General features: G+C 34.1%; 10 protein-coding genes and 2 pseudogenes. 9 read left to right on the top strand and 3 right to left on the bottom strand.

What is annotated here, in order from left to right; translation table 11 throughout:
- Positions 1-5: 5 nt before the first annotated feature.
- From ACTF54_RS01650 to ACTF54_RS01625, 6 genes and pseudogenes are all read left to right on the top strand, one after another.
- A complete protein-coding gene (locus ACTF54_RS01650; protein ID WP_438968583.1) occupies positions 6-578 on the top strand; it encodes a DUF6705 family protein in 573 nt (190 codons plus the stop codon).
- A gap of 96 nt (positions 579-674) precedes the next feature.
- The gene (locus ACTF54_RS01645; RefSeq protein ID WP_438968582.1) at positions 675-1,247 is read left to right on the top strand and encodes a DUF6705 family protein; all 573 of its coding nucleotides are present in this window, start codon (positions 675-677) and stop codon (positions 1,245-1,247) included.
- A gap of 75 nt (positions 1,248-1,322) precedes the next feature.
- A pseudogene (locus ACTF54_RS01640) lies at positions 1,323-1,811 on the top strand (2-oxo acid dehydrogenase subunit E2); the annotation flags it as partial.
- Positions 1,812-2,193: 382 nt separating this feature from the next.
- A complete protein-coding gene (locus ACTF54_RS01635; protein WP_438968581.1) occupies positions 2,194-4,056 on the top strand; it encodes a hypothetical protein in 1,863 nt (620 codons plus the stop codon).
- Positions 4,057-4,627: 571 nt separating this feature from the next.
- Positions 4,628-5,089: a hypothetical protein gene (locus ACTF54_RS01630; protein WP_438968580.1), complete on the top strand. Its 462-nt coding sequence runs from the start codon at positions 4,628-4,630 to the stop codon at positions 5,087-5,089.
- On the top strand, positions 5,083-5,535 hold the full coding sequence (locus ACTF54_RS01625) for a hypothetical protein (RefSeq protein WP_438968579.1): 453 nt from the start codon (positions 5,083-5,085) through the stop codon (positions 5,533-5,535). Before ACTF54_RS01630 ends, ACTF54_RS01625 begins: the two co-directional genes overlap by 7 nt.
- A 106-nt stretch (positions 5,536-5,641) precedes the next feature.
- Here ACTF54_RS01625 and fabD read toward each other — a convergent pair whose 3' ends face one another.
- The 3 genes and pseudogenes from fabD to ACTF54_RS01610 all read right to left on the bottom strand — a co-directional run bounded on the left by fabD (position 5,642) and on the right by ACTF54_RS01610 (position 8,085).
- Entirely contained in the window at positions 5,642-6,526 is an 885-nt protein-coding gene (fabD, locus tag ACTF54_RS01620) for an ACP S-malonyltransferase (RefSeq protein WP_347197544.1), read from the bottom strand.
- A gap of 154 nt (positions 6,527-6,680) precedes the next feature.
- Positions 6,681-7,052, bottom strand: a pseudogene (locus ACTF54_RS01615) (four helix bundle protein).
- A 91-nt stretch (positions 7,053-7,143) separates the two neighbouring features.
- The gene (locus ACTF54_RS01610) at positions 7,144-8,085 is read right to left on the bottom strand and encodes a dihydrofolate reductase (protein ID WP_347202365.1); all 942 of its coding nucleotides are present in this window, start codon (positions 8,083-8,085) and stop codon (positions 7,144-7,146) included.
- Between the two features lie 26 nt (positions 8,086-8,111).
- Between ACTF54_RS01610 and ACTF54_RS01605 the strand changes: the two genes are divergently transcribed.
- From ACTF54_RS01605 to ACTF54_RS01595, 3 genes are all read left to right on the top strand, one after another.
- Positions 8,112-9,176 (top strand): aminotransferase class V-fold PLP-dependent enzyme, encoded by a 1,065-nt coding sequence (locus tag ACTF54_RS01605; protein ID WP_438968578.1) that lies wholly within the window; start codon positions 8,112-8,114, stop codon positions 9,174-9,176.
- Positions 9,177-9,192: 16 nt separating this feature from the next.
- A complete protein-coding gene (locus tag ACTF54_RS01600) occupies positions 9,193-11,280 on the top strand; it encodes a T9SS type B sorting domain-containing protein (RefSeq protein ID WP_438968577.1) in 2,088 nt (695 codons plus the stop codon).
- A 183-nt stretch (positions 11,281-11,463) separates the two neighbouring features.
- Positions 11,464-13,035: a family 16 glycosylhydrolase gene (locus ACTF54_RS01595; protein ID WP_438968576.1), complete on the top strand. Its 1,572-nt coding sequence runs from the start codon at positions 11,464-11,466 to the stop codon at positions 13,033-13,035.
- The last annotated feature ends 31 nt before the right edge of the window (positions 13,036-13,066 follow it).

Below are 13,066 nucleotides of genomic sequence, written 5' to 3'. Positions count from 1 at the left end.
TTCATATGAAAAATGTACTTTTAATACTGATGATTTGTTTGGGATTATATTCTTGTAAAGCACAAGTTTACCCTATGGAGAGAGACGACTATGTTTCTTTTGATTCAGGCATATCTTTTAAAGATATGAATAATAATCTTGATAAATTTCAGGGAACTTGGGAATATCAAGATAGTACTAGCAAACTTACTGTGATCTTACAAAAGATAGAAGACTATGAAGTAGGTAATGCGCTATCAGATGTTATTGTTGGGAATTACATTTATGAAGAAAATGGAGTAGAGATTATTAATACCTTAACTAATCCGGCAGTTTCTCAAGGATCAAGGGATATGTACCACATTGAAATGTATGGTTTTAGAAATTCTTCTAAGATTGTTGGTGATTTTGAAGATCCTGTGCGTAGTAAATGGACAGGTTATACTTTATACTTAACTTATAATGCACCAACTCGTGCAAATTCTCAACCACAATTAACATGGAATGTCCAGATCCATGAATTTTATAATCCAAATGGAGATGTAGATGCTGAGCAAGCATTGCGTGTTCCATATTTGCTGACCTTGACAAAGATTTAAGTAGATATAGATAAATATGAATCAAAAAACCACCCATAGAAAGAGCAGTTTTCAATCGGTGGTTTTTTTAGTACCTTGTAGTTAGAAAATAGAGTTATGAAAAATCTATTACTATTATTATGTTGCGCTAGTTTATTCTCCTGCGTAGCTCAAACATATCCCATGGAAGGAAATGATTATCCTTTATATAGAAAACAAGGAATGTCCTTTAAAGATATGAATAACAATCTTAATAAATTTGAAGGTACTTGGGAATATCAAGATAGTACTAGCAAACTTACTGTTATCTTGCAAAAGATGGAAGACTATGAAGTAGGTAGTGCGCTATCAGATGTAATTGTTGGGAATTACATTTATGAAGAGAATGGTGTGGAGATCATAAACACCTTAACAAATCCAGCGGTTTCTCAAGGATCAGACGACATATATCATATTGAGATGTTTGGTTTTAGTAATTCTACTAGAATCCTTGGTAATTTTGAAGATCCTGTGCACAGTAAATGGACAGATTACACGTTATACTTGACTTATAATGCACCAACTCGTGCAAATTCTCAACCACAATTGGAATGGTCTACCATTATTAGAGAATTTTATAATCCAGATGGTGACGTAGATGCTACTCAAGCTTTGCGTTTTCCTAGATTAGTGACTTTGACTAAAATTTAAAATTTAAATTAATAGCAAAAAACCACCTATAGAAAGCTACTTTTTCTTTGGGTGGTTTTTTAAACGAGAACGATTATAAATTCTATGATTGATGGTAAAGAAATGATTTCTTATGAATTTGCAGATATTTCTATAGCCGTATCAGGTCCTAAAGGTTTAATGGTGCCAGTAATAAGAAATGCAGAGAACCTTTCTTTTAGAGGTGTAGAGCAAGAAGTAAAAAGGCTCGCTTTAAGAGCAAGAGATGGAGATATCACAGTAGATGAAATGACTGGCGGTACTTTTACAATTACTAATGGTGGTGTTTTTGGAAGTATGATGAGTACGCCTATTATTAATCCACCACAAAGTGCGATTTTAGGAATGCACAATATTATCGAGCGTCCTGTTGTAGTAGATGGTAACATCGTTGCACGTCCTATGATGTATCTAGCCGTTTCTTATGACCATAGAATTATTGATGGTAGAGAATCTGTAGGTTTCTTAGTGGCAATAAAAGAAGCGCTAGAAAACCCAATTGAGATTTTGATGGATAATGATGTAAAGAAGGCTTTAGAACTTTAATTAACTGATGTTAATTTGCCTTTGCAAATTTTTTAATAAAAAATTTGAATATTATAAAAACACCAAGCTAGAAATAGCTTGGTGTTTTTTGTTTACAAAGGATTTAAAAGCATTGTTTTTAGATTTTATATAAATTGTCAAGTCAAGCGCAGTCGAGACTGTTTTATAGATTTCTTTTCTTTAATAGTTTTGGCGGTGTTTCTAAAGAGTCATCAATTTGTTCATTAATTATAAAGTTGTACATAATATTTGAAGTAATTAATAGTTAAATAAATGTTAAAAAGTTATCTATCTATTTATCTATCTAGTTACATTTGAATTCCCCTGAATTTTTTTTTAAATAACTCACCAGCCTAATTGTTTAGGTATCAAAACATTATTTATGTTCAGGAAGTCCTATTTTTATTATGCTTTTGTCATCGTTATTGCGATGGCTATCATTTCTATTTCTTCTTGTGAAAAAGATGAGGTTTTTGAAAATTCTCGAATTGAGCTTATTTTTCCAGAAATACAAGGAAGATTTGTAAAAGGCAAAGATTTATTACATACTCCTATTATAGGAGATAAAATAAATTCCTTATCTTCAAACGTGTTTAACAAATCTAACAATTCCTCAGACATACAAATTGATACGAGTCGCATACAATTAATAGAAAGTATGGATTATAAATCTTATACATTTCAAATAGTACAAGATAGTATAGAGCGAAAAATTTTGCTAAGAAATTATATGCTTACCGTTGTTAATGATACGACAACTTTTCAGCATTTAATTAATTACGAGGTCTTGACTAATGGAGATTATAATATGACTAATATACAGGTATCTTTAGTTACAGGAGATTCTTTAATCCCTAGTTTTTTAAAATGTGGCATGACTACAACTTTAGCCCCTACAATCGAATGTTACAGTTGGAGTTGTGGAGGTAGTACAGGTAATGGAGAGCATGAAGACGGAGATTCTGATTGTGAAGCTCAAGGGGCAGATAGGGCAGGATCAAGATGCGTTAAAAGTTGGATTTTTGTAAGAGGATCTTCACCTTGCGATGGCGGCGGTGGCGCTCCATCTGGTGGTGGTGGTTTTGCTGTCCCAATAATTCCAGTGGAAGACTTAGCACCTGTGGGCACTAATATTCAAAACTTTTTTGATACTGAATTATCTGATGATTTGAGAGATTATATAAATAATATTGAACAAAATTATGTAAGATTACCTATCAAAGATTACTTTAAAGTTAATGGTCTCATTGATGAAACAAAAGAAGTGGTAAAAGATTTTTTAGAGATTCAAATGGACAATAGATTAGTTAAATTAGAAAGATATGTGGAGCTAATTGAATTGTTAGAGACTGATCCTTTTGCACTAATTGAAGATTGCTTAGCACAAAGTGGTTTAGATACTCAAGAATATATTGATCTTTACAATCATACGATCCCCAGTAGTTGTGTTAACAGATTAATGAACTTAGGTGGAATAAGTAGTGGTTATATTAATCAACCGATATGGCAGGGAAATGTACCTTTAGCCAATATAGATTATTATGGAATCGAAATTACAACAATGCCGGATTTAGATGGGGATGGAAACTTAGACACAGCTCAGGAAGTTTTTAATGCTTATAAGGATAATTTTCTAGACTTTGCCAGTGGTTCTCAAGATGATTTTCAATTTGCATCTAATATACCATTAGATTTTGATAATATAGCAGACATTAGTTGGGAGTTTTCTCCATTAATAGATCCAGATGATTTAACAACGTTCAATTCAATTGATCCAATTACAGCTATTTTTATAATCAATGGTAATGCCACGGGAGTAGCTGGTTTAAGTGCTGACAGTGGTGCGGTTATATTATCTGATTACCAATCTGGAGATCAATGGACTGTTTCTACAATAGAAACACCTCAAACAGGTAGTCAACCTTTTTCAGGAAATAGGCAATGGGGTATTACGACCAATGCCCAAGGCAATATAGAATTATTTACAAGAGCTGTTGATGTGGCGAGAATGTCATCATTAATAGAACTGGATTTTAGAAATGAAATCTCTGATAAGCAAACAGATTATTATAATATTGCTAATGCAACTTGGGAAAATTTACAGACAGAAATTATATCTTGGGTAAATGAAAATGGCGGTCAAGCCTCTCTTTCCTTAGATACAACAGTAATAAAGGTAGATAAAACTAAAATTAAAGAATTATTGGAAGGAAATGAAACAATAGATCAAATTAATTGTAATTAAATGAAATTTTATTTGATAAAATTAATAGCTCCTGTTCTTTTAATATTATTTGGTTTTTCTACATGGAATAACATTGCAATATTTGAAAACTTAGGCTATTCTTATTTGCCTCTTTCGTTTGGTTTGGTAATAGGTCTTATCAATTTTAAAATTGATAGGTTTAGAAGTAAATTGCTGCAATTATTTGGTGTTCTCACTATATCATTTATTTTATTTTATCTTAATCTATTGTTATCACTTTACTTACCTAAACTGATTAATTTGAATGAGGCGAACACGATAATTTTATTTAAAATTGTAGTTTTTATAATTTCTCCTTTAATTGTGCTCTTCAGTTATTATTGGTTTTATAGGATTAAATTAACATTAGGGAATATAATGTTGTCTGTTTTGGCAGCCGGCACTACCTATTTATATGCCCAATTCCAATTTCTTTCTTATTCGACCAATACTGATCAACTCTTCAATCCATATTTAGTTTGGCAGGTAGTAGTTGTATTAATTTTACAGTTTATGATATATAAAAAAGAGCTTTTTAGTCTTTTCGAGGACGCAAGAAGTAAAAATTAAGATGTTTTATCTCAGAACATTATCTTTATTCCTTTCTTTAGATTCAATTGCAATTAAAGTTGATAAGAATAAATTAGATAATGATTTTGTAGCTTTTCTCGCGACTAATAATGGAACAGAGTTTGTTCTTAGTATAAAGGACGCATCAAAGTTGATTGAATTCTTTAGTCCAGTCATAAAGCCTATACCAAATTCAACCGATGTTGCAGCTTATAGAAAATTTCAAAATGCAACTTCTAAACGTGGTAAGATTTATAAAAAATATTATGGCGATTTAAATCCATTAATAGAAGAAATTCATAGTTCACCATTTGAGATTGAAAATGAATTAAAGAACTTTTTAAAACTGATTCAAGAAGCAGATCTTGGAGTTGAACTATTCAGACCTAAGATAGGTGATCCTAATAATTATGAAAAGTTAGATCTTGATTCCAATAATAATATAAAAATTACCTCATGTTAAATAATAAATATATAATCATTCTACTTACTCTTTCATCAATTTTCTGTTCAGCCCAATCATCTTACGATGGAGAATGGCATGCGACTGTTGCAGATAGTACATATATTATTACTATAGCAACAGATGGTGACGATTTCTATGCTAATTTTAAAAAAGAAATAATCAGTACAAATGCTCTAGTTTATACCAGTGAAGTTGGCCCTGGTTTTTATGCTTTACAAGGTGGTGGCGTTGCTACTTCACTCGACAAAGTTTATGGTTCATTTGCAGATTTAAAGTTTACAGGTAATACCGTACAAACTTTAAAATTTACTTTTGAGTTAGTTCGTGATTGTAGAGGTTGTGTTCTAAAAGCTATATTACATCTAGAAGAAATGCAAGGAGTAAGGTCTCCTGATTATGAACCTATAAGGTTTCCCAATGATCTTACTTTTATAAAACAGTAACGATTATAAGTTATAACTAAAACCACCCATGGATAACGTAGTTTTCCATGGGAGGTTTTTTAACCGAGAATGCATCTATATGCTATGCTCTGTAATCCAAGATCTGTTAAGCCACACTTCCCTGACTTACCTGCGCTTCTCGATCAATCTTTTTAATCAATCCTTGTAGCGCTTTTCCCGGACCAACTTCTATAAATTCAGTAGCGCCATCTTTGATCATGTTTTGAACTGATTGTGTCCATTTTACAGGAGCTGTTAATTGATAAATCAAGTTGGTTTTAATATCTACAATTCCTTCTACAGCAAATGTAGAAACGTTTTGATAGATAGGACACGTAGGTATCTTGAATTCAGTTTCTTCAATTGCTTTTGCCAGTTCTTCACGAGCAGGTTCCATTAAAGGCGAGTGAAAAGCGCCACCTACAGGAAGTATCAAAGCTCTCCTTGCTCCTTTTTCTTTAAGAATCTCACACGCTGCTTCTACAGCAGGAATAGCTCCAGAAATAACTAGTTGTCCAGGACAATTATAATTGGCTGCAACGACTACACCTTCTATTTCTTCACATACTTTTTCTACGTCTTCATCTGCCATTCCTATGATAGCTGCCATGGTGCTTTCTTGTGCTTCACAAGCGGCTTGCATCGCAAGTGCACGTTTAGAAACAATACGCAATCCATCTTCAAAACTTAAAGCTCTAGCTGCGGTAAGTGCACTTAACTCTCCTAAAGAATGACCTGCCACCATATCTGGTTGAAAGGCACTACCCATCATTTTTGCGAGAATAACAGAATGTATAAAAATAGCCGGTTGCGTTACTTTAGTTTCTTTAAGTTGGTCAGCAGTTCCTTCAAACATTATTTTTGAAATTTCAAAACCCAGAATTTCGTCTGCTTGATGGAATAAATCTTTTGCTGCTGGATAAGTATCGTATAAGTCTTTACCCATTCCTGTGAATTGAGCTCCTTGACCTGGAAAAACGTATGCCTTCATAATAGTGTTGGTTAATTAACTTGGTAAAAATAATGTATTCGCTCTTAATTAGTAAATGAAGTTTTGTGAAGTCTCAGTCTCAGTTACCAGTCACAGTATCAATTTTCAACTTTGTTGTTCACTTCGTTCAAAAATATAACTAACAAGCACAGAGTTATTCTTTGTAGACTCCAAATTTATTTGGGTTATTAATCATGTAATTAATAAGTTTTCCTATTTCCTTTGCTTTTGTATGCAAAGGTTCTTGTTCTTTTACTGTTATATAATCGCACGCCATTGCATACTTTAACCAAACCACAGTTTCTGAATTCTCACCATCGGCATCCGTAAGTTTACTGATAAAATGTTTGGGATATCTACGTTTTCTATAAGCCTAGGTAATATTTGCATTGACACTTCTAGAAGATCTTCTGATTTGATCTGTTAAAGAATACTTTTCTTCCTTAGGAAAAGCTTTACTCAATTCAAAAATATTCATTCCATTCTCAAATGCCTTTTTACAAGCTAACAAATCTTCAAAGTCCATCATTATTGTTTTTAGTACTGCTACTTCTAAAGTCACCTATTACCTAACTGTTCATATGGTTTTTACTGCAAACCGCGACAGTTACTGTAAACTAAACACGAACCCAAGTCTCATAATCAAAACTATACTTATGCTTGTCATCTGCTGGATGATGGAGTGAGGTTTTAATTTTCCATTTCCTTTCGTCTATTTCAGGGAAATAGGTATCTACTTCAAAGTTACCGTGAACTCTAGTAAGTTCAATTTCATCTGCAATAGCCAACCCTAGTTTATAAATCTCGCCGCCACCGATGATGAAGGGATTCTCATCGTCAGTAGAAGTGGCAAGAGCAGTCTCCATATCATGAACGACTATGCCACCATCAGTTTTGTAGTTTTTATCTCTAGTAAGAATGATATGTGTACGATTAGGTAATGGCTTAGGAAAACTTTCAAACGTTTTGCGTCCCATGATAATATAATGACCAGTAGTTAGAGATTTGAAACGTTTAAAATCGTCTGGAAGATGCCATACCAGATCACCATCTTTACCTAATTCGTTATTTATTCCTGCCGCGGCAATCATGGTTATTTTACGAGATGCTGTGTTGGACTCTACCTTTAGTGTTGCCTTAGGAGCAACATATTCTTTTTCAACTTTCTTTTCTAATTGAGCAATGCGCTCTTTTTGTTTTTGAACCAATTTATTGTATTGCCTTTTTTCCCATTCTGGACCTAAAAGTCTGTTAGTAATAAAAACTTTAAATGCATGATAACATAGTAAAAGCAACCACACAAAAATGACCCAAACCCACCACTCAATATCTAGAATACGCAAAGGTTCCACCTGCATCAACACTTGACTTATTATAATTAAACCAACTGCACCTACTAAAAAGACAATAAAATGGGTAAACAATCCACGCTTCTCTTTGATGCGTTTTTGTGCGTTTTCTATCAGTTCTTTTTGCTCTAGATCTATTCCAGGCACATCTTTTTTCTTTCTACCGAACATTCTCGTTATTTTTATAGTCAAATTTACACTTTTATCCATTTAGTCATTCTTAGCAATTCCATAAAATGAAAGATCAACACCCATTACTTAAAAAGTTTACTTATCTTAATACGGCAAATCATGGATTGATCTCTCAAGAGCTTATAGATTATCGCAGGTCTCTTAATGAAAAGATGCGCGATGAAGCTTCTATCTTCACAAATAAGCGCAATATTTTTATTGATGAAGTGCGGCATACCATAGCAAACTTCATCGATGCAGATCCTGATTTTACAGCAGTTATTCCTAATTTTTCTACTGGATTCAATACATTGATTAACGATATAGATCCTAGTGCAACTTTTTTGCTTCTTAAAGACGATTATCCATCGGTAAACTGGCCTGTAGAAACGCGAGGTTTTAAAACACATTACGTTGCCATAGATGAAGATATGGAAGCACAAATATTAAAGCTTTGTGAAAAGGAACGTCCAGATTTCTTCTGTTTTTCTTTGGTGCAATACATTTCTGGTATCAAGATGGACTTGGAATTTATCAAGAAGTTAAAACAGCAGTTTCCAGAGATGATATTGATTGCAGATGGCACTCAGTACGTAGGTTGTGAAGAATTCCGCTTTCGCGAAAGCGGACTAGATATCATCCTCGCATCTTGTTACAAATGGCTTCATGCTGGTGATGGTAACGGTTTTATTTGTGTAAAAGAACACGTACAGGAACGTATTTTCCCTAAGTCGATAGGTTATCGCAGTGCTCGCAATGTGATGAATTCTAATGTGACTTTTATCAGTCGATTTGAGCCAGGTCATCAGGATATGATTGCTTTTGGTACGTTGCAACAAGCGATACTCAAAATTCACGAAATGGGATGGAAGAAGGTTTCTGATCCTGTAAAAAAGCTGGCTCAAAAGGCAAAAGTTGAATTTGAAAAGAGAAATCTTTTGTCTTCTGTAGTGGTTTCTAGAAAGGAACACTCTTCCATTTTTAATATTAAAGGAGATCAACAGTTATACGATCTACTGCTTCAAAACGACATTATTACCTCATTGCGCGGTGATGGTATAAGAATTAGTTTCTCCTATTTTAATACAGAACAGGACTTGAATAAGCTACTGGAAGTGTTAGATTTGTAAGGCTATGTCATTTCCTATGAAAAATATTCTTCTAGTATTTGTTTTTTTATGTGGTCTAATGGGGCTTTCTCAAAATCCTAACGATTGCGGTAATGCTATCCTTCTTTGTGGTGACACAGATCTAGGAATTAATCCATCTGGCATAGGGATAAATGAATTTGCACAACCAGGCAATTTAACGCCTACTTGTTTTAATTTTCAGACCGATCAAGTATGGTTTAAAGTAGAAATAGAAACTACTGGATCGTTCTCTTTTGCTTTAACTCCTGACACGCCTCAAGCTGACTATGATTTTGCCGTGTTTGGTCCAGTGACTGATTGCAATAATCTAGGTGCTGCCATAAGATGTTCCAGTACAAATCCTGCAGCTGCTGGTGTAAGTGGAGATACTGGTTTAAATGATACAGAAACAGATACTATAGAAGGACCAGGTCAGTTAGGAAATGGTTTTTTACAAGAGCTAACCGTTAATGCTGGCGAGGTATATTACATTATAGTAGGTCTTGCGATAGGGCAAGGTGGCTTTTCTCTTTCTACTAGTGGTAGTGCAGACTTGCCTCCAGCTCCTACAGCAAATCTTGTTGATGATCTAGATGTGTGTGATGATTCTGGCGCTCAAGATGGCTTTAGAGAGTTTGACTTTTCTCCATTAGATGCCGATGTATTATTAGGTCAGACAAATGTTACAGTAACTTATCACGAGTCACTTAATGATGCTAACATAGGTATAAACGCTCTTACTTTTCCTTATACTAATATCTCAAATCCGCAAGAGATATTTGTTAGAGTGATAAGAAATGATTCTGAATGCACGGACTTTACAGAGTTTACTATAGAAGTAGATGATACTAATGTTACAACAGCTGCAGATGCGATAATTATATGTAGCGATAATGGAACAGAGACTTTTGACTTTAATAGTGTGATAGACACTATTGTCCCTAATGTGACTAATTTAAACATAACCTACCACTTAACAGAAACCGATGCAGAAAATGATATGAATCCGCAAGGATCAACTTTTACAGCAACGCTAATTGAGGAGACGTACTATATTAAAGTCATTGATCCTACAGGACTTTCTTGTGAATATATCATCAGTGCGCCTTTGTTTGTGGCAAATCCGCCAGCAATCGCAATATCTCCTAATTTATTTTTATGTGATGATGATTTTGATGGTTTTTTGAATGTTACTTTAAGTGATCAAAACGCAGTTATTTTAAATGGTCTTGATCCTGCTTTACATGAAGTGCGTTTTTATGCCAATGATATAGACCGCGACATCAATCAAAATGCATTGGGAAATAGTACTACAACTACTCAAAATCTGCAACCCGTATTTGTGCGCGTTATAGAAACAAGAACATCCTGTTTTAGCGATACAGAATTTAATATAACGATAAGGCCTAGACCTGTTCTTGCGTCACAAGATGATATTATAGTATGTGTCGATGCTGTTTTACCTACTACAATAAGTGTAGAAACTGGATTTGATTTCTATGACTGGAGTACTGGTGAAAGTGGTGCTAACTTGAATGCAATTGATATTAATCAACCAGGTAGTTATACGGTAACCGTCACAAATAGTTTTGGTTGTGAAAGTTCACTTACTATAACTGCATTACCATCTGATATTGCGGTTATTGATGATGTTGTAACTCAAGATTTTAGAAATGGTAATAATACTGCACAATTTATTGTTTCTGGACCAGGTGATTATGAGTTTTCTGTAGGTGACAGTGCATTTCAGGATAGCAATTTCTTTAATGGATTGTACAAAGGTTTTCACACGGTGAGGATAAGAGATAAAAATGGTTGTGGCACACTTATTCAAGAATTTGTAGTGTTAGATTATCAAAGGTTTTTTACACCTAATGGAGATGGGTTCCATGATACTTGGACACTCGATGGACTTAATGAATTTCCAGAAGCAGTGATTTATATATTTGATCGTTATGGTAAATTGTTACATCAAATGGCGCCTCAAGGTGCCGGTTGGGATGGAACCTTTGCAAATTCTCCTTTGCCTTCTAGTAGCTACTGGTTTAACCTTCAAATCCCTGATAAACCTCTGGTAAAAGGTTACTTTGCATTAAAAAGATAAAGGTACCATTTTGCTTTCGCGAAAGCGAGATCATCACAAACTACATCGTTAGAGTAAAAGTTGTATTGACGAAGCCTTATACGGTATGGTGTTAACAAGAATATAAGTTTTGTGTATAGTATTTGTTGAGGTCAGTTTTTCTTGATTTACTTAGTGCTGTTGTAGTTTAGCAAAAAAAAAACAATGATTTCATTGAGATACTTTATTCTATTCCTTTGTGCAGTTCAGTTTTCTTATGCGCAACAATTTCCATTAGATTTTGAGAATAACCCATCTCCTTTTATAGGTTTTTCTGGGTCTTCTTTTTCTTTAAGAACGGATCCTACTGGAGCACCTGGGAATGCTGGACAGTTTTTTAATGACGGAGGCGCGTTAGATCAAGGTTTTTTCATTGATGTCAACACTGCAGTTGATTTGAGTTCAGATCAAATAGTAACATTACGATTTTATGCATTTGACCCTAATGCACATAACATACTACTGAAATTTGAAAATGGCTCTCAAGCCGATGTGGAAGTACTACAACAAATTCCAGCAGGAGCAAATGCATGGAAAGACGTTTCTTTTGATTTCAGCAATGCTAAGATTAGTGGGACAAATACTAGCATTTCAGCGACAGGTCAATACGATAGAGTAGTGGTTTTTATTGATTTTGGGACTAATACATCTGGAACTTATGTAATAGATGATATTAATAATGGTGCGGTAGCAACTCCATTTGATCCTATCGATGTGGTTTACACAGATTTAGTCTGGTCAGACGAATTTGATACTCCAGGAACAAACAACCCAATAGATCCAACAAAATGGTTTCATCAAACGCAACTGCCAGCTGGCGGTAGCTGGTTTAATGGAGAGGTGCAACATTATACTGATAGACTAGATAATTCTTATGTAGAAAACGGTTTTTTAAACATTGTTGCAAAGAGAGAAACTTATAGAGATCAAGGACAAACAAAGCAATTTACAAGTGCAAGATTGAATTCTAAGTTTGCATTTACTTATGGTAGAGTAGATGTAAGAGCAAAATTACCATTCGGTGAAGGAACTTGGCCGGCTATATGGACGTTAGGTAAAAATATTAATGAAGATGGAGGATTTTGGGATGCTACTCATGGAACAACGAATTGGCCTCTTTGTGGTGAAATTGATATCATGGAACATGGTTTGGGAGATTTAAACCATGTAAGTGCCGCACTTCATACTAATTGCGCAGGATGTTTTGGAAATACAAGAAATGTAAGAGAGTTCACACTACAAGATGTAGCAAATAATTTTCACATTTATTCTATGAATTGGTCGCCGCAGCAAATTACATTTCTTATAGATGATATGCCTTTTTATACTTATAACCCTACAGTAAAAAATATAGATACCTATCCATTCTTTGAAGATCAATACATGCTCTTAAATATCGCAATGGGAGGAATCTCAGGTGCTATAGATCCTAATTTTACGCAAAGTAGTATGGTTATTGATTATGTACGTGTTTATCAAAATACCTTGAGCACAGATCAATCAGACTTAGATGATAGGATTAAAGTTTTTCCTAATCCAGCCAAAAATCAAATTCAAGTAAACTCTGCTTTACCAATTGATCAACTAGAACTTTTTAATGTTCTAGGTCAATCCATTTTCAATAAAACTGAAAACTGTGATTCATTAGATGTTTCTAATTTTGGTAATGGAATTTATATCCTGAAGGTTTATTCAGGTTCTTCCATTCAAACAGAGAGAATTGTAATTGCTCATTAACAAGTGCACCTAATGTTAGTTATGGCTAATA

This window comes from Nonlabens sp. (assembly GCF_965657255.1).
In the GTDB taxonomy this organism is placed as follows: Bacteria; Bacteroidota; Bacteroidia; order Flavobacteriales; family Flavobacteriaceae; genus Nonlabens.
The sequence above is the reverse complement of the archived record's forward strand: the minus strand, read 5'-3'. Positions and strand labels throughout refer to the sequence as shown.

What these genes read in the sequence shown, in the direction of transcription:
- ACTF54_RS01650 (WP_438968583.1), top strand. Translation starts at nt 6, where the DNA reads ATGAAAAATGTACTTTTAATACTGATGATTTGTTTGGGATTATATTCT.
- ACTF54_RS01645 (WP_438968582.1), top strand. Translation starts at nt 675, where the DNA reads ATGAAAAATCTATTACTATTATTATGTTGCGCTAGTTTATTCTCCTGC.
- ACTF54_RS01635 (WP_438968581.1), top strand. Translation starts at nt 2,194, where the DNA reads ATGTTCAGGAAGTCCTATTTTTATTATGCTTTTGTCATCGTTATTGCG.
- ACTF54_RS01630 (WP_438968580.1), top strand. Translation starts at nt 4,628, where the DNA reads ATGTTTTATCTCAGAACATTATCTTTATTCCTTTCTTTAGATTCAATT.
- ACTF54_RS01625 (WP_438968579.1), top strand. Translation starts at nt 5,083, where the DNA reads ATGTTAAATAATAAATATATAATCATTCTACTTACTCTTTCATCAATT.
- fabD (WP_347197544.1), bottom strand. Translation starts at nt 6,526, where the DNA reads ATGAAGGCATACGTTTTTCCAGGTCAAGGAGCTCAATTCACAGGAATG.
- ACTF54_RS01610 (WP_347202365.1), bottom strand. Translation starts at nt 8,085, where the DNA reads ATGGATAAAAGTGTAAATTTGACTATAAAAATAACGAGAATGTTCGGT.
- ACTF54_RS01605 (WP_438968578.1), top strand. Translation starts at nt 8,112, where the DNA reads ATGAAAGATCAACACCCATTACTTAAAAAGTTTACTTATCTTAATACG.
- ACTF54_RS01600 (WP_438968577.1), top strand. Translation starts at nt 9,193, where the DNA reads ATGAAAAATATTCTTCTAGTATTTGTTTTTTTATGTGGTCTAATGGGG.
- ACTF54_RS01595 (WP_438968576.1), top strand. Translation starts at nt 11,464, where the DNA reads ATGATTTCATTGAGATACTTTATTCTATTCCTTTGTGCAGTTCAGTTT.